We start from the raw sequence: 16,645 nt of genomic DNA, 5'->3' as shown, positions 1-16,645 counted from the left end.
GCCAGTCTCGTGGGACCGGCACGCCGCCGGCAGAGCCACCGGACCCCGCGGGGCGTGCCGGGCAGCAGGGCACGAAGCCGGCGTGACCCTGCCGAAAGGCCCGTATCCCACGGTCCACCGGCCGTGCCGCCGTGTCGCGGTACGCGCCTACGGTCCGGATATGCACAGCGTCGTGTCGTCGAAGCGAGACCTGCCCGTGGTGGTCGGCATCGACGGGTCGCGCTCCCATCCGGAGACCGTCGATCTGGCCGCCGACCAGGCCGCCCGCCTGCGCGCGCCACTGCTCATCGTGCACGTGTGGCCGGGCCACTACTCCGGCGCGTTCCGGATCCGCGGGGCGTTCCCCACGCAGGACGACGGGGCGCACCTGCTGGACCTCGCCGCGCGCCGGGCCCGGCTGCGGATACCGGACCTCGACGTGAGCACCGAGCTGGCCGGCGGGAGCGCCGCCCAGGTGCTGGTCGAGCGGTCCGAGCGCGCCCGGCTCCTGGTGGTCGGGCATCGTGACGTGATCCTGACCCGGCCGAGCTGGGGCTCCACCACCGCGTACCTGGCCCACCACGGGTCCTGCCCGCTGCTGGTGCACCGGGGCGTCGTTCCCGGGCGCGGCCCGGTGGTGCTGGCCGTCTCCACGCGCGACGGTGCCGCCGCCACCACGAGGTACGCGTTCGACGAGGCCGCCGCGACGGGCAGCCGGCTGGTGGCGTTGCACGTGTGGACGTACACCGGCGCGGCCTCGGCCGGGGCATCGCCGGCCGGCGGGTTCGCCGTGGCGCGGCGCGCGGCCGACGCCCGGCTGGCCGAGGCGCTGGAGGGCTGGGACGCGCGGTTCCCCGGTGTCGAGGTGGAACGGCTGCTCGTGCACGACGTCGACATCGGCTACACCCTGGAACGGGCGTCGCGGCGCGGGCGGCTGCTGGTCGCCGGCATGGGTCGCAGCGGGCGGTTCGTGGAGCTGCTGTACGGCTCCCTCGGCGGGACGCTGCTGCGCCAGACGGCGTGCCCGGTCCTGCTCGTCCCGCCCGGCTGGACCGTACCCGGCCCGGCCCGTGCGGCCCGCGGCACCCGGCGGCCAGCGGCGGCGCGGCGGCACTGAGCACCGGTCACCCGACAAGGCGGCGGCGCGGGTGCGCCGCCGCCTTGTCGTTCGTCAGACCTTGTCGCGGTGCTCCGCGGCGGCGGCCGCCAGCGCGGCACCCCACTGCCGGGCCCGTTCGCGCTCGCCCTCCACCAGCGGGCCGGTCGTGTCGGTGACAAGGAAGTTCTCGGCCGGCAGCACGATGCGGCAGCCGAGCCGGCGCAGCTCCTTCTGCGCCCGGCGGGCCGCCGACCCCGGCACCAGCGGCTTGTTGATCTTCGTGTCGAAGGCCGCCGCCGGGATGCCGTGCAGCACCGGCGAGGAGTCGAAGTAGTCGCGCAGGCCGGTCCCGGCCGAACCCTGGCGCACCGTGCCCTTGCGGGCCGCGTCCTCGCGCGTGGACGCCCGGCTCATGCTGAACGCGTGCGTGGGGCCGCCGACGACCAGCAGGTCGATGCCGTACGCCCGGGGCCTGCCGGACACGTCGGCGACGTTGACCTCGTACGTCTCCTGCAGCCCCTCGGCGATCGCGCAGGCGATCGACCGGGTGTTGCCGAACATGGACTCGAAGATGATCAGCGCTTTCATGACCGGCCTCCTACGGCGTCGGGTATTTGGCGAGGACCTCGCGCAGCCGGTCGACGAACCGCAGGGACTCGTCGTGCTCGCGCTGCCAGACGTTGCGGCCGAAGATCAGCCCGGTGGCGCCGGCCGACATCGACTCCTGTGCTCGCCTCCTGGCGGTAGAGGATCCGGTGCAGGCGGGCCTTCTTGCCCGCGCCGAGCCCGCATCCGGCCAGCCGCAGCCGCGTTGTCATGGCGGCCTCCTTTCCTTGCGCCCACCCTCGCCCCGGGCGGCCCGGCCGGCCCAGAGTCCAACGCCCCGCGACGGCGGGCGGCGCCGGGGAGAAACGGGCGGCGCGGCGGGGACCAATGGCCCTGGGACGCGGCATCCGCGCGCGCTGGGATGGGAGGAGACGCTCCACGACCCGCGGAGGTGCCGTCATGACCCACGTACGGACCTGGGCAGCCGAGCCGTGTCCTCGCTGACCGTCTTCGACCTGCTCGTGCTGCATCCCTTCCTGGCCGGCATGCCGGGCGCGCGGCTGCGCCAGGTCGCCGGGTACGGCCGCCCGGTGGTGTGGCCGCCGGGATACCGGGTGTTCCGTGAGGACTCGCCGGCGGCGAATCTGTGGCTGCTGACCGCGGGGGAGGTGGACCTCGACTTCTCCGTACCCGGGCGCGGCGAGGTGGTCATCGGCCAGGTCGGCGGCGGCGAGCTGCTGGGCCTGTCCTGGCTGCAGCCGCCGCGCCGGTGGTCGGTCGGCGCGGTCGCGAGCACGCAGTGCCACGCCGTCGAGCTGGAGGCACGTGGCCTGCGCAACCTCATGGCCGAGGACTGCGCCGCCGGCACCGATCTGGCCGAGCGCTTCCTGCGGGTCCTGGGCCGGCGGCTGAGCGAGGCGCGCCGCGGCCTCATCCCCCTCGGTGCCGTCCCCGACGGTGCCGCCGGGACCCTCAGCCGTGCCGCCGGGGACGAATGACCCTGGAGCGCGGGCCGCGCAGGAGGTGTGGTGGAGGTAGGCGAACGCACCCCCGGAGGTCGCCATGCGTCACCTCGAGGACAGAAGAACGCAGACCCACGCCCGGTACGGCACGGCCACCGCGGCGCCGACCCGCTACGGCGAGGTGATCAACCGGTACCTGAGCGCGGCCGGGTACCGGGAACCGGCCGCGGGCGCGCCGCCGCGAATGCCGCTGCCGGCCGGGGTGGTGCTCGTCGGCGTCGACGAGACGCCCACCAGCTACACGGCGGTCGACCACGCCGCGGTCGAGGCCGAGCTGCGCGGCTGGGGCCTGCGCATGATGCACGTGCAGCACTCGTACGAGCTCAGCGAGGCCTCCCGGGGAGCCGCCGCCCGCCTGCTGGAGCACATGACCGACCGGGTGCACGCGTACACCCCGGACGTGGCCGTGACCGGCCGCGTCGCCATCGGCGCGGCCGCACCGCTGCTGCTGTCCGACGCGCACGACGCGAACCTGGTCGTCGTCGGTCACCGGCACCGCGCCACGGGCACCGCGTTCGGGCTGAGCGTGGCCGAGCGGGTGGCCGCGCACCACACCGGCCCGGCGCTGGTCGTCCGCGTGCCGGACTGGCCGCCGGGGCCGGGTTTCGGCGCCCGGCCGCTGGTCGTCGGCGTGGACGCCAGGACCCCGCCGGAGGTCGTCCGGTTCGCCCGCGAGGAGGCGCGGGTCCGCGGTTGCGAGCTCATCGTCCTGCACGCCGGGACGGGTGCCGTGCCGGGGATCCAGCTGCCCGGGCCCGGCGGTGTCGTCGTGCACGAGCGGCTGGTCCCCGGCGACCCGGTGGCCGCGCTGCTCGCCATGTCGGACCGCGCGGCGGCCGTCGTGGTCGGCCGGCGCGGCCCCGGCGGTTTCGCGGGCGCGCTGCTGGGTCCGGTCAGCCGCGCCATGGTGCAGCGGGCCCAGTGCCCGGTGTTCCTGGTCGGCTGACCGCCGGCCGTCGGCGATGTTCCCGAGAAGAAGGAGAGGTACGGCGATGACCGGCACCGTCACTGCAGGCAACCGGGGTTTCGTGGCGGCCGGGACGCTGCCACGGACGGTCCTGTCCGAGTGCGTCCGCACGGCCACCGCCGCGCCCTCGCTGCACAACAGCCAGCCGTGGCGCTTCCGGGTCGCCGACGACCACGTCGACGTGTACGCCGACCGCGGCCGGCAGCTGACCGTCCTCGACCCCACCGGACGCGAGCTCCTGATCAGCGTCGGGGCGGCGGTCTTCACGCTGCGCCTCGCGATCCGCGACGCCGGGCGCCTGCCGGTGCTGACGCCGTTCCCGGACCCGCAGCGACCGGACCTCGTGGCCCGGGTCTCGGTGGGACGCCCGGCCGCCTCGACGCCCGGCGTCGCCTCGCTCACCCTGGCGGTCGGGCGGCGGCACACGAACCGCTACCCGTTCGCGGACACCGCGTTGCCGGCCGACGCGGTCGAACGGCTGGTCGCGGCCGCCCACCTCGAGGGTGCGGCGCTGGCCGTGGCGAGACCGGTCGGCCGCGACGCCATCCTGGGCATGTCCCGGGTCGCGGACCGGCGCCTGCGCGAGCGCGACGGCTACGACGCCGAGCTGGCCCGCTGGACGAAGCCCGGCCGGGGCCGCCACGACGGCGTACCGGTGACCGCGATCGGCCCGTGGGACGCCCTGGAGGTCCTGCCCGTCCGCGACTTCGCACTGCCGCGCCGCGACCGTGACCCGCTGACCGCCGAGTTCGAGCCGCACCCGGCGATCGTGGTGCTGGCGACCCGCGGCGACCGGCCGGCGGAGTGGCTCAGGGCCGGGCAGGCGCTGCAGCGGGTGCTGCTGACGGCGACCGGACTGGGGCTGGCGACCACGCCGATCAGCCAGCCGGTGGAGCTGCCGGCGGTCCGCGCGCTGCTCACCGACACCGGTACGGGAACCTGGGCGCAGATGGTGCTGCGGGTGGGCTACGGCCGCCCGGTGCCCGCCACGCCGCGCCGGCCGCTGAAGGACGTCCTGCTGGGGTGATGGCCGTGAACACGCTCGTCGTCGTGGTGTGGGTGCTGATCGCGCTGCACCTGGTGGCCCTGGCGTTCGCGCCGATACTGGGTCCGCGGGACGCCGGCCGGCCCGGGGAGCAGGAGCCGCGCGTCGACCCCTGCCTCGGGCCGGTGATGGGCCTGCCGCCGAGCCGTCGCCCCGTCCCCGCTGCTGCGGCCGAGGTCTCGCCGGACGCGGTGCTCCAGGAGCTGCTGTTCTCCGGCGCGATCAGCCGTACGCACTACCGGGCGGCCATGGCACGGCTCGCCGCGCAGGACGAGCGCGAGCATCCGGCGCCCTTCGCCTGAGCACCGTCGCGCCGGGGGCAGATAGTGGCCCACCGGCAGATCCGGCGGCGGATTTCCGTGCGACCGATGATGACCAGTCAGCGTGTCGCTCCGCCGCCCGAGGTTCCCATCCCAGTGCCGGTGGGCTCCCGCCCAATGTCGCTCCGCCGGGGGTCCGGGGGACAGGGCCGAAGGTCCCGCAACAGCGCCCGGCGACGCCGAGCGGGGAGAATATTCCAGCCGTTCGGCTCACCGGCTCCCGGTCATGATCCGCTACTGTGTGTGATGCCCGATAGGCCCGAGACTGCAGGAGTTCGCTGGTGATGGACGCGACGAGCGCACAGGCGCCCGCCCGAGATCGCTATTTCGATACTCTCCGTGCATTGGCTATCGTTCGGGTCGTGGCGTACCACGCGTTCCATTACGCCGTACTCGCCCTGCTCTTCCCCTCGATGGGCGTGATGTTCGCCCTCGGCGGCTCGCTGATGGCGAAGTCCCTCGACCGCTCGCCCGGCCCGAAGGTCATCCGCAGCCGCATCCGCCGGTTGCTGCCCGCGCTGTGGGTCATGGGGCTCGTGCTGGTGCCGCTGATGCTCGCCGCCGGCTGGGCGCACCACCCGGCGTGGCCCGACTTCCTGCTCTGGGTCGTGCCGCTGGCCACCCCGCCGGCCAGCCACGGGATCGGGGACGTCGGCGCCGAGGGGGCCGGCGTGCTCTGGTACCTGGCCACGTACCTGTGGCTCGTGCTGCTGTCCCCGGTGCTGCTGCGCCTGTACCGACGCCGCCGGGTGCTCACGATCGCCGTGCCGCTGCTCGTGCTGGCCGCGCTGCACAGCCAGCCGATCGTCACCGGCAACAACGCCGTGCAGACCGCCGGGTACGTGCTGACGTTCCTGCCGTGCTGGCTGCTCGGCTTCGCCCACCGCGACGGCGACCTGCGCCGGCTGCGGCCCGCCCTGGTCGCCGGCATCGCCGCCGTGCTGACCGTGGTCAGCCTCGGCTGGGTCGTCGAGCACCCCGGCCCCGGCGGCCTCGACCTCGTGCCGTTCCCGCTGGCCCACGCCCTGTACTCGATGGGCTTCGTGCTGGCCCTGCTGCGCCTCGACCCGGACATGGCCTGGCTCGGCCGGCTGCCGCTGCTGCAGCGCCTGGTCGCCGCGCTCAACAACCGCGCCGTCACGATCTACCTGTGGCACAACGTGGTCATCACCGCGGCCATCATCGTGGGCGACCAGCTCAAGCTCTGGGACGTGCACCAGGGCCTGCTCATCTACCTGGCCTTCTCCGGCATCGCCCTGTCCATGCTGCTGTTCGCCGTGCTCGCGGTGGGCTGGGTGGAGGACCTGGCGGCCCGCCGCATACCGCGGCTGCGCCCCTGGCCGGTCCCGTCGCCCCGGCACGCCGCGGGCCGGGGCACGCCGGGCGTGGAAGGCCGGGCCCGGGTCGGCGCCACCGTCTGACCGGCCGCGCCCGGCATCCGGGTGCCGCCGGCAGCGGGGTCATCGGCCCGCCGCCAACGGTGGTGCAGCCGCTTCGCGCTGACCTGTGAAAGACCGGACGGTGCGGCTCGCCATGCCGGCGCGGGCTGCTCGCACCCGCACGATCGTGTAAGCCGCCCGCCCGCGACGGCCATCGGGCGGCGGTTCCGCGCCCGCGCCCGGCGCCCCAAGTGCCGATCCTGCAAACAACCTGCAAGCGGTTATGTCTTCACATCGACATCCGTCTGTGTTGTTCTGGTACCAGGAAAGCGCTTGCTTCAGGGCAAAGCGGGCGCGGGAGCCAGACATTGACCGCACGCTAGGACACCGCCGGCCGGCCGCCGCGGGGTTCCCGTGCCGATCCGGCGTACTCGGCGTTTTCCGATCCATCGCCGCCAGGCGTCAGCGGTACGGCGCGAGCCGGCCGCGGCGACGCCGCCCCGCGGCGACCCGGGCAGGCCACCGCGGTGCACCGCGCGCTGCCCACCGGCGGGCCGCCACCCGCCGCACACCAGTTGACCCCGTCGCCGCGAGCCATCGCGCGGCGGCACCCGACCCTGGAAAGGGAGAGAAGACCATGCGCACAAAACTGCTCGGCGCCTCCGCCGGCGCGGCCACGCTCGTTCTCGTGGGCGCCGGACTGGCCGGAGCCGGTTCCGCCTTCGCCGCCGATCAGCCCGCGGCGGCGCCGGCGGCCGCACCCCGGGCGGCGGCCGTCACCGACCTCGTCGGGTGGGCGACCCAGAACGGCGGGACCACCGGCGGCGGCAGTGCCTCGGCCACCACGGTGAGCAGCGCCTCCGCGCTGACCTCGGCCGTCGGTTCGAGCTCGGCGGCGGTGATCCGGGTCTCCGGCACGATCAGCTGCTCGGGCATGCTGCGGGTCCGCTCCAACAAGACCATCATCGGCAACGCGGGCGCGACGATCGTGGGCTGCGGGCTGAACGTCAACGGCGACCGCAACGTCATCATCCGGAACCTGACGTTCCGCGACTGGGACGACGACGCGGTCAACGTGCAGTCCTCGGCCACGAACATCTGGATCGACCACAACACGTTCAGCCACGGCCACGACGGCGCGGTCGACATCAAGCGCGGGTCGGACTTCGTGACGGTCTCGTGGAACCGGGTGTTCAACCACGACAAGTCGATGCTGCTCGGCCACAGCGACAGCAACGGCAGCGAGGACACCGGGCACCTGCGGGTGACCTACCACCACAACTGGTTCGACGCGTCGACGCAGCGGCACCCGCGGGTGCGCTTCGGCAACCCGGTGCACGTCTACAACAACTACTACTACAAGAACAGCGGGTACGGCGTGGCCTCGACCGAGGGCGCCGGCGTGCTCGTGGAGAACAACTCGTTCGAGGGCGTGCCGGACCCGTACCACCTCGGTGAGGCCGACTCGGGCCCGGGCACGCTGGTGGCGCGGGGCAACCTGCTCGTCAACTCCGGCGCCGGGCAGACCGGCGGCAGCGTCAAGAGCATCCCGTACGCGTACACCGCCGACCCGGCGAGCAACGTCAAGTCCATCGTCACGGCGAACGCGGGCGCGGGGCGCATCTCGCTCTGACCGCGGCACCGGGATCCCCGTCGCTCGCCGGCGACGGGGATCCTCTCGCACGGACATCCTCATCGGCTACGACTCACGGGATGGTTCTTTGTCCACCGAGGAATGGCGGTTGGTCGCCGGCGGTGTCGAGGTGGCGACCTATGTGCCGCAGCCGGACCTCGACATCCGGCTCGGGCCGCGTCCGTACCTGCACCCCGTCCGCACGCTGGGCGGGGTGCAGGTCTCGGACGCGCTGTGCTTCGACCATCCGTGGCACCTGGGCGTGTCCGTCGCGATGCAGGACGTCGACGGCGTCAACTTCTGGGGCGGGCGCACGTGCAGGCGCGGCGAGGGCTACGTCTGGCTCGACGACCACGGCCGGGTCGCGCCCGCCGGCCGGCTGCCCGCCGGCGACGGCATCGGGCACCGGCTGCACTGGCAGGACCGGGACGGCCGGGTCCTGCTCACCGAGCGCAGACGGATCGCGGCCCGGCTCGCGCCCGGGGGATGGGAGCTGACCTTCTCGTACGCCCTGAGCGCCCCCGCCGGCCGCGACGTGACCCTGGGCAGCCCGGCCACCAACGGGCGCACCGGCGGCGCGGGGTACGGCGGCTTCTTCTGGCGCGCCCCGGACGGCGACGCGGTGGCGTACACCTCCTCGGCCGAGGGGGAGGGCGCGGTCAACGGCAGCTCGGAGCCGTGGCTGGCGGTCACCGGCGGGGACGCGTACACCCTGGTCTTCCGGGGTCTGCGCGACGACGACCGCTGGTTCGTGCGCACGGGCGACTACGTCGGGGTCTGCGCCGCGCTGGCCTTCGAGCGGCCGCTGGTCATCGCCGCGGGCACCACCCTGGAACGCGACCTCACCGTGCTGGTGGCCGACGGTACGGCGGTGCCGCCCAGGTGACCCCCAGCTCGGAGGGGAGCGCCATCTCCTGCGCGCAGCGCCGCAGGACAGCGTTGATCCCCGGAACGACCCGGATGCCGTCGTGGTCCTCGACGTGCCGGGGATCGAGCAGCACGGGCGGCGGCACGTCCGGCGCGGTCAGCCACTCCACGACGGCGGTGAACGGCTCGGTGCGCGACAGCGGCGCGAGCAACGGCACCGACGGGTCCGCCCGGTGCGCGAGGAGGTTCTCCAACAGCCCGGTACGCCCGGCGACCTCGCGCAGCTCCGGCTCACCCGGCAGCGCCAGGCGGTCCGTCGGGTACTCGAGGACCGCGCGCCCGGCCGTACCGTCGACGATGATCTCGCCGGCGATGAAGTCCTCGCCCGCCAGCGTCACCGCGGCCAGGATGCGCAGGCCGCTCTCCAGCGTGAGGCGGGCGAACGCGGTGTCGTCGGCCTCGATCGGCCGCGTGCGGTAGCGCTCGGCCTCGCACGCGACCGGCCCGCCCGCCCCCGCGGCCGCCGCCGTGGCCAGGCTCTGCATGACCGCGTGGGCGAGCGGGTTGACCAGCGCGCCGTCGATCACGGGCCGCCCGCCGACGCTGCGCCGCCCGGCCCACGGCGCCCGGGCGTAGTAGGCGTCGTCGCGCTGCCACGAGGCGACCGCGGCGATGCCCGTGACGCTCTCGCGCGCGACCGCGTCCCAGAGCCGGGCGGCGGCGTGCGAGCCGAGGGCCTGGAACCCCACCTGGCACGCCCGCCCGGTCTCCGCCAGCACCGCGGTCAGCTCGCGGTGCTCGGCGAGCGTCTGCACCGGCGGCTTCTCGAGCAGCACGTCGGCGCCGGCACGCAGGGCGTCGGCGGCGATCGGCACATGGGTGTGCGGCGGCGTGCAGATCACCACCACGTCGGGCTCGATCTTCGCGAGCAGCTCGCGGTGGTCGGTGAAGACCTCCACGCCGTCGGGTACGGGCGGGTCGGGCTCGATCGGGCGGGGGTCGGCGAGCGCGACGAGGCGTACGCCGCCGAGCGTGGCGAGATGCCTCCGGTGGTGCCGCCCGTGCCCGTTGGCGCCGATCAGCGCGACGGTCGTCGTCATGCCGCACCGGCCACGGTGGCCGCGACGCCGTGCCTGCCCAAGGCCGTCAACCAGTCGACCAGGAGGGCGCGCACCACGTCGTCCTCCGCCAGGTCCGCGGGGAAGATCGCGCGGAGGCCGAGCAGCGCGTCCACCACGCCGCCCGGGGTGCCCGGCGCGGCGGCGAGCCGTTCGCGGATCTCGGCGGCCATCGGGTCGTCGAGCGGCAGCTCCCGGCCGTCGTCGGCACGGCCCTGCACGAAGCGCATCCACGCGGCGACCACGAGCACCGCCCAGCGCGGTATCGACCCGGCCGCCCGGCGGTCCCGGATCGTGTGCAGCACCCGCTGCGGCAGCTTCTGCGAGCCGTCCATCGCGACCTGGACCGTCCGGTGACCCAGCGCGGGGTCGGCGAAGCGGGCGAGGACGGACTCGCCGTAGCCGGCCACGGTGATGCCGTCGGGCGGCCGCAGGCCGGGCGCGATGTCCTCGGTGATGAGCCGGGTCAGCAGCGCCCGCAGCCCGGGCATGGTCAGCGCCTGCGCGATCGTCTCGCACCCGGCGAGCGCCCCGAGGTACGCGATCGCGGAGTGCACGCCGTTGAGGGAACGCAGCTTCAACCGCTCCCACGGCTGGGCGTCGGCGGTCAGCACCGCCCCGGCACGCTCCCACGCCGGGCGCCCGCCGGGGAAGTCGTCCTCGATCACCCACTGCCGGTACGGCTCCCCGCTCACCGCCGCGCGGTCCTCCACCCCGAGCGCGCCCGCGGCCCGGGCGAGGCTGCTCGCGGTGGCGGCCGGCACGATCCGGTCGACCATCGTGCCGGGGAACGTGACCTGGTCCGTCAGCCACTCCCGGGCGTCGTCCCCGGCCGCGCGGTGCACCAGGCCGCGCAGGTGCCGGCCGTTGGCGGGCAGGTTGTCGCAGCTCAGCACCGCCACCGGACCGGCGTCGGCGTGCCGCCGGGCGAGCAGCCCGCGCACCAGCAGGCCCAGCGCCGCGGAGCCGGGGGCGTACCCCTTCTCCGTGATCGTCAGCGTCACCACCCGGACCGCCGGGTCGGCGATCAGCCGGACCACCGCTTCCGGGTCCGAGGCCGCGTGCACGAGCGCGGAGAAGGCGCTCACCACGTGGGTGGCGCTGCCCCGGGCGGAGGCGCTGGTGACGCTGAACAGGCGGTCCTGCTCGCGCAGCGCGTCGAGCACGGTCACCGAGCGCGGGGCGACCCCGGCGATGCCCCAGTCGCCGCCCGCCGCCGCGACCGCCTCCTCGGTGTAGACGGCCTGGTGGGCCCGGTGGAACGCACCGAGGCCGAGGTGGACGATGCCGGTCGGCACGGCACCGGGCGGGACCAGGGGCCGGCATTCCGGCGGGATGTGCGCGAGTGCCGGTGCCCCGAGCCTCATCGCCACACCGGCCCGTCGGGGAACCGGAACTCGGCGACGGACTCCGGTCTCATGGTGGCGCTGTAGCCGGGCCGGTCGGGCAGCACGTACCGGCCGCCGCGGGTGCGTACCGGGTCGGTGAAGTGCTCGTGGAGGTGGTCGACGTACTCGACCATGCGGCCGTCGAGGCTGGTGCCGACGCGCAGGTAGTCGAAGGCGAACAGGTGCTGCACCAGCTCGCACAGGCCCACCCCGCCGGCGTGCGGGCACACGGGGACGCCGAACTTCGCCGCGAGCAGCAGCTCGGCCAGCACCTCGGGGACGCCGCCGACCCGGCACGCGTCGATCTGCACCACGCGGACCGCGTCCGCCTGCAGCAGCTGCTTGAAGATCACCCGGTTGGCCGCCACCTCGCCGGTGGCGACGCGGATCGGGTGCACGGCCCGCTGGATGCGCGCGTGGCCCAGCACGTCGTCGGGGTGCGTCGGCTCCTCGATCCAGTACGGGTCCGCGGCCGCGAGGGTGGCCATCCGGGCGATCGCCTCGTCGACGTCCCACACCTGGTTGGCGTCCATCATGAGCAGCGCGTCCGGCCCGATCTCGGCGCGGATGACGCGTGCCCGCCGCTCGTCGTCCGCGAGGTCGCCACCCACCTTCATCTTCATCGCGCGCCAGCCGTCGGCGTACGCGGCCCGCGCCAGCTCCCGTACCTTGTCGTCGGGATAGCCGAGCCAGCCGACGCTGGTGGTGTACGACGGCAGCCCGTCGCGCTCCAGCTCGGCGCGGCGGTCGTCGAGCCCGGTCAGCCCCTTGTCGAGGATGGCCGCGGCGTCCTGCGGGGTGAGCGCGTCGGTGATGTGGTGGAAGTCCACGCACCCGACCAGCTTCTCGGTGGGCAGCTCGGCGAGGAACTGCCACAGCGGCTTCCCGGCGGCCTTCGCGTGCAGGTCCCACACGGCGTTGACGATCGCGCCGGTGGCCATGTGGATGACGCCCTTCTCCGGGCCGAGCCAGCGCAGCTGCACGTCGGCGCTCAGCGAACGGGCGAAGCCCACCGGGTCGGCCCACAGGTCGTCGAGCAGGAGCCCCTGCACGTGGTGCGCGAGGGCGCGTACGGCGGCGCAGGTCAGCTCGTTGCCGCGGCCGTTGGTGAAGGTGAACCCCGCGCCGGTGTGCGGCCCGTCGGTGCGCAGCTCGACGTACGTGGCCGAGTAGTCGCCGCGGTTGATCGCGTCGGAGCCGTCGCCGGCCGCCGCGGTCGGGAACCGCACGTCGTGCACGTCCACGCCGGTGATGCGGGTCATCGGGCCGCCTCCAGTCGGAAGATGCGTTTCGGCAGGTGGTACGCGAGGTCCGCGATCGTCTCGGCGGCCTCGTCGAACGGCAGCCGGTCCTGCACGACGAGCGAGGCCAGGTACGCCGCGTCGGCCCGCCGGGCGATGTCGTGGCGTACGGGGATCGAGCAGAACGCGCGCGTGTCGTCGACGAAGCCCGCGGTGTTGTAGAAGCCGGCCGTCTCGGTCACCGCCTCGCGGAAGCGGCGCAGCCCGTCGGGGGAGTCGAGGAACCACCAGGGCGCGCCGAGGTACAGGGCCGCGTACCCGCCCGCGAGCGGGGCAAGTTCCCGGCTGAACGCGTCCTCGTCGAGCGTGTAGAGGACGATCCGCAGCCGCGGGTCGTTGCCGTACCGGTCCAGCAGCGGGCGCAGAGCGTGCACGTAGTCGGTGGCCTGCGGGATGTCGCCGCCGACGTCGCGGCCGTGCGCCTCGTGCAGCCACGTGTTGTGGTCGCGGACCGCGCCGGGGTGCAGCTGCAGCACCAGGCCGTCGTCCAGCGACATCCGGGCGAACTCCATCAGCATGTGCCCGCGGAACGTCTCGGCGTCGGCGGGCGACGCCTCGCCACGCAACCCGCGGCCGAACAGGCGGGCTGCCTCGCCCGCGCTCAATGCGACGGTACGGGCGGTCAGGTGCCCGTGGTCGGACGAGGTGGCCCCGGCGGCGATGAAGGCCTCGCGGCGTGAGCGCAGTGCGGCCAGGTAGCCGTCGTACGTCTCCGTGTCCTCGCCGGTGATCTCGCCGAGGCGCGCGACGTTCCCCGCCCAGCCGGGGAACTCCATGTCGGCGACGCCGTCCGGGCGGAACGTGGTGATGACCCGGCCGCCCGGGCCGCCCCAGCCGTCGGCGGCCAGCTTCGCGTGCCGGGACAGGTCGTCGAGTGGCGACTCGGTGGTGGCCAGGACCTCGATGCCGAAGCGCTGGAACAGCGCCCGGGGGCGGAACGCCGGCTCGGCCAGCCGCGCGGCGATCGCGTCGTACACCTCGTCGGCCGTTGCGGCACGCAGCGGGGTGTCGACGCCGAACACGGTCTCGAAGGTGCGCTCCAGCCACAGGCGGGACGGCGTACCCCGGAAGAGGTGCCAGTGGGCGGCCAGCAGCCGCCAGATCGCCCGCCCGTCCGTCTCGACCGGCTCGCCGGTGCGTGACGGCACGCCGAGCCGGGCCGGCGGGACGCCCTGGCTGAGCAGCATGCGGGTGACGTAGTGGTCGGGCACGACCAGCAGCCGCGCCGGGTCGGGGAACGGCCGGTCCTCGGCGAGCAGTCCGGGATCGACGTGCCCGTGCGGGCAGATCAGCGGCAGGTCGCGGGCCACGGCGTGCAGCTCGCGGGCGAGGTCGCGCTGCCGGGGGTCGGTGGCGAAGACGGGGTCGGGCACGGTCACCTCGGGTCAGGTCTCGGGTCGGCTCAGGTCGAGCAGGTCGGCGACGCGCACGGGTGCGCCGGTCTGCAGGCAGCGGTTGGCGGCGAGGCCGGTGAGCAGCGCCAGGGCGCCGTCGCGGGCGGTCGCCGAGCGGTGCATCGGGTCGGTCTGCGCGCCGAGCAGGACGGCGGTCATGCGGGCGTCCGCGCCGCCGTGCCCGCCGCGCTCGCGGGCGGGCAGCGGGATCTCGCGCGGCGGTTCCCAGAAGGGGTGCACGGTGAGGCGGGCGTGGCCGCGTTCGGGGTTCGCGGTGACCCCGTGCACGGCGGCGCCCTTGAGCTCCCCGGCGGCGGCCGGGCTGACGTGGTCGTTCTCGACGACCTCCAGCTCGAGGCGGCCCCGGCTGCCGTTGACCATCAGCCGGTAACCCTCCCACGGCGCGTACGCGGTGAGGTGGTACGTCATCGTGGCGCCGGTGTCGTAGCGCACCAGCACCGCCATGTCGTCCTCGATGCTGACCCCGGGGGCGAAGACGTTGCGGTCGCGCACGTACCCGTCGTCCGCCTCGGCGTCCAGGTACAGCGCGCGCAGGCGGGGGTTGCCGGCGAGGTGCAGGGCGAACGGGTCGTCGTCGGCCGCGGGGGAGTCGTGCACCCGCTCGTAGTCGCGGGCGTAGCCGTGGCGGCGGCCGTTCTCGCCGTAGAAGAACAGGCGGCTGCTGGCGTACACCTCGGCGGGCGCTGCCCCGAGCCACCAGTTGACCAGGTCGAAGTGGTGCCCCGCCTTGTGCACCAGCAGCCCGCCGGAGTGCGCCTTGTCGCGGTGCCAGCGGCGGAAGTAGTCGGCGCCGTGGCGCACGTCGAGCAGCCACTCGAAGTGCACCGAGCCGATCTCGCCGACCGCGCCCCCGGCCAGCAGGCGGCGTACCTGCTCGTGCACGGGGTTGAAGCGGTAGTTGAAGGCGACGGACACCCGTTTCCCGGTTCGTGCCCGGGCGTCGAGGATGCGCCGGCAGCCCTCGGCGTCCACGGTCATCGGCTTCTCGGTGATCACGTCGCAACCGGCCTCGAGCGCGGTCACGATGTGCCCCGCGTGGGTGTCGTCCACGCTGGTCACGATCAGCTCGTCGACCCGCTCACGGGCCAGCATCGTGGCCAGCCCGGCGGCCGGGTACGCCGGCACGGGCGAGCGCCCGGCGGCCCGCAGCCAGTCGTTGTGCACCCGGATGCGGTGCGGGCTGGTGTCGCTGAGCGCCACCAGCTCGGCCGTGCCGGGGTGGTCGGCGATCGCCCGGACGAACATCTCCGCGCGGGCCCCGGTGCCGACCAGGGCGAAGCGTCGGGTCATGCGGACCTCCGCACTACAAACGTTTGCACAATAGTTAGACATGTCGATGCCTGATCGTCAACGAAGTCGTTCGATGCATTCGTTTCGGAGCATTGACAGTGCTGCAAACGCTTGCATTAATAGTCCACACGCAGTGACGGTCATCACTGCCCAGCTCACCGTCCTCGAGTTGTCGTTCTCGAGTCACTGTCCCGGCGTCACTGTCCTCGAGCCACCGGAGAGGAGGCGCGGCGTGCCGGCCACCATCCGCGACGTCGCCCGGGCCTCCGGGGTGCACATCTCCACGGTGTCCCGGACGTTCTCCGCCCCGCACCTGGTCAACGTGGAGACCCGTACCCGTGTGCTGGCCTGCGCGGAGCAGCTCGGCTACCGGCCCAACCGGGCGGCCCGGGCGCTGATCACCGGCCGGACGTTCAACATCGGCCTGATCGTCGCCGACATCGCCAACCCGTTCTTCCCGCCATTGATCAAAGCCGCCGAGAGCCAGGCCCGCCGCCACGACCACCACGTGTTCGTCGCCGACACCAACGAGGACGCGGCCGCCGAGGAAGAGCTCGTGCGGGCGCTGGCCAAGCAGGTCGACGGCATCCTGCTGTGCAGCCCCCGGATGAGCAACAGCCTCATCGAACAGCTCAGCCGCGAGGTGCCGCTGGTCGTCGTCAACCGCCAGATCGCCGGCCTGCCCGCCGTCGTGATGGACGTCGCCCGGGGCGCCCGCCTGGCCATCGAGCACCTCACCGGCCTCGGGCACCGTACGCTCGCGCTCGCGGCCGGCCCCCGCGGCTCGTGGACCAGCAAGGAGATCCGCCGCTCGGCCACCGCCGCCGCCCGCGCCGCCGGGGCGGAGCTGACCGTGCTGGGCCCCAACCCACCCACCGAGGACGGCGGCCTCGCCGTCGCCGAGCACGTCCGGGCCGGGGTCACCGCGGTGCTGGCGTACAACGACCTGATGGCCCTCGGGCTCATCGAGGGACTGCAGCAGCGCGGCCTGCGGGTCCCCAGGGACGTCAGCGTCGTCGGCATCGACGACATCACCCTGAGCCGCCTCACCCGCCCCAAGCTGACCACGGTGGCGACCCCCACCGCCGCCGCCGGTCGGGCGGCCGTCGACATGCTGCTCGCGCACGGCGACGACCGCCGCACCACCGCCCTGGTGAACCTGCAGACCGAACTGGTCATCCGCGACTCGACGGGGCCGGGCCCGGGCCCGCACTGCCCTGCGGACCCGGGCGACGTGGTCGCCGCCCCGGCCCCCGGCGTCGCCTCCCACTGACGA

Annotated in this window: 15 protein-coding genes; 9 read left to right on the top strand and 6 right to left on the bottom strand. The window is 74.3% G+C overall.

From position 1 onward, the window contains the following. Positions 1-160 precede the first annotated feature (160 nt). Positions 161-1,096, top strand: a complete 936-nt coding sequence (locus COUCH_RS22645; protein ID WP_249607188.1) for a universal stress protein — start codon at positions 161-163, stop codon at positions 1,094-1,096. A gap of 54 nt (positions 1,097-1,150) precedes the next feature. On the opposite strand, the gene COUCH_RS22640 is transcribed toward COUCH_RS22645, so the two are convergent. After that, positions 1,151-1,666: a flavodoxin family protein gene (locus COUCH_RS22640; RefSeq protein WP_249607187.1), complete on the bottom strand. Its 516-nt coding sequence runs from the start codon at positions 1,664-1,666 to the stop codon at positions 1,151-1,153. 449 nt (positions 1,667-2,115) lie between these two features. Between COUCH_RS22640 and COUCH_RS22635 the strand changes: the two genes are divergently transcribed. From COUCH_RS22635 to COUCH_RS22605, 7 genes are all read left to right on the top strand, one after another. Next, a complete protein-coding gene (locus COUCH_RS22635) occupies positions 2,116-2,622 on the top strand; it encodes a Crp/Fnr family transcriptional regulator (RefSeq protein WP_249607186.1) in 507 nt (168 codons plus the stop codon). A gap of 64 nt (positions 2,623-2,686) precedes the next feature. Continuing rightward, positions 2,687-3,592, top strand: a complete 906-nt coding sequence (locus tag COUCH_RS22630) for a universal stress protein (protein WP_249607185.1) — start codon at positions 2,687-2,689, stop codon at positions 3,590-3,592. Between the two features lie 46 nt (positions 3,593-3,638). Further along, entirely contained in the window at positions 3,639-4,640 is a 1,002-nt protein-coding gene (locus tag COUCH_RS22625; protein WP_249607184.1) for an Acg family FMN-binding oxidoreductase, read from the top strand. Between the two features lie 5 nt (positions 4,641-4,645). Further along, on the top strand, positions 4,646-4,960 hold the full coding sequence (locus COUCH_RS22620) for a hypothetical protein (protein WP_249607183.1): 315 nt from the start codon (positions 4,646-4,648) through the stop codon (positions 4,958-4,960). A gap of 302 nt (positions 4,961-5,262) precedes the next feature. Then, positions 5,263-6,399 (top strand): acyltransferase family protein, encoded by a 1,137-nt coding sequence (locus COUCH_RS22615; protein ID WP_275980147.1) that lies wholly within the window; start codon positions 5,263-5,265, stop codon positions 6,397-6,399. Between the two features lie 595 nt (positions 6,400-6,994). After that, entirely contained in the window at positions 6,995-7,990 is a 996-nt protein-coding gene (locus COUCH_RS22610) for a pectate lyase family protein (protein WP_249607181.1), read from the top strand. Positions 7,991-8,078: 88 nt separating this feature from the next. Further along, complete coding sequence (locus COUCH_RS22605) at positions 8,079-8,876, top strand: PmoA family protein (RefSeq protein ID WP_249607180.1); 798 nt, start codon at positions 8,079-8,081, stop codon at positions 8,874-8,876. Here the strand turns inward: COUCH_RS22605 and COUCH_RS22600 are convergent. The 5 genes from COUCH_RS22600 to COUCH_RS22580 are packed head-to-tail and all read right to left on the bottom strand — an operon-like array spanning position 8,833 to position 15,369. Continuing rightward, entirely contained in the window at positions 8,833-9,957 is a 1,125-nt protein-coding gene (locus COUCH_RS22600) for a Gfo/Idh/MocA family protein (RefSeq protein ID WP_249607179.1), read from the bottom strand. The genes COUCH_RS22605 and COUCH_RS22600 overlap by 44 nt on opposite strands. Next, complete coding sequence (locus tag COUCH_RS22595; protein WP_249607178.1) at positions 9,954-11,342, bottom strand: mannitol dehydrogenase family protein; 1,389 nt, start codon at positions 11,340-11,342, stop codon at positions 9,954-9,956. Before COUCH_RS22595 ends, COUCH_RS22600 begins: the two co-directional genes overlap by 4 nt. Then, complete coding sequence (locus tag COUCH_RS22590; protein WP_249607177.1) at positions 11,339-12,625, bottom strand: enolase C-terminal domain-like protein; 1,287 nt, start codon at positions 12,623-12,625, stop codon at positions 11,339-11,341. Before COUCH_RS22590 ends, COUCH_RS22595 begins: the two co-directional genes overlap by 4 nt. Further along, positions 12,622-14,037, bottom strand: a complete 1,416-nt coding sequence (gene uxaC, locus COUCH_RS22585; protein ID WP_249607176.1) for a glucuronate isomerase — start codon at positions 14,035-14,037, stop codon at positions 12,622-12,624. The genes COUCH_RS22590 and uxaC overlap by 4 nt, the downstream gene beginning before the upstream one ends. Before the next feature lie 12 nt (positions 14,038-14,049). Next, complete coding sequence (locus COUCH_RS22580; protein WP_249607175.1) at positions 14,050-15,369, bottom strand: Gfo/Idh/MocA family protein; 1,320 nt, start codon at positions 15,367-15,369, stop codon at positions 14,050-14,052. 232 nt (positions 15,370-15,601) lie between these two features. On the opposite strand from COUCH_RS22580, the gene COUCH_RS22575 reads away from it, so the two are divergent. Beyond that, entirely contained in the window at positions 15,602-16,642 is a 1,041-nt protein-coding gene (locus COUCH_RS22575; protein ID WP_249607174.1) for a LacI family DNA-binding transcriptional regulator, read from the top strand. The last annotated feature ends 3 nt before the right edge of the window (positions 16,643-16,645 follow it).

This window comes from Couchioplanes caeruleus (assembly GCF_023499255.1).
Lineage (GTDB): Bacteria > Actinomycetota > Actinomycetes > Mycobacteriales > Micromonosporaceae > Actinoplanes > Actinoplanes caeruleus_A.
Note: the sequence above shows the minus strand (reverse complement) of the source record. Positions and strands in the feature narration are given on the sequence as shown.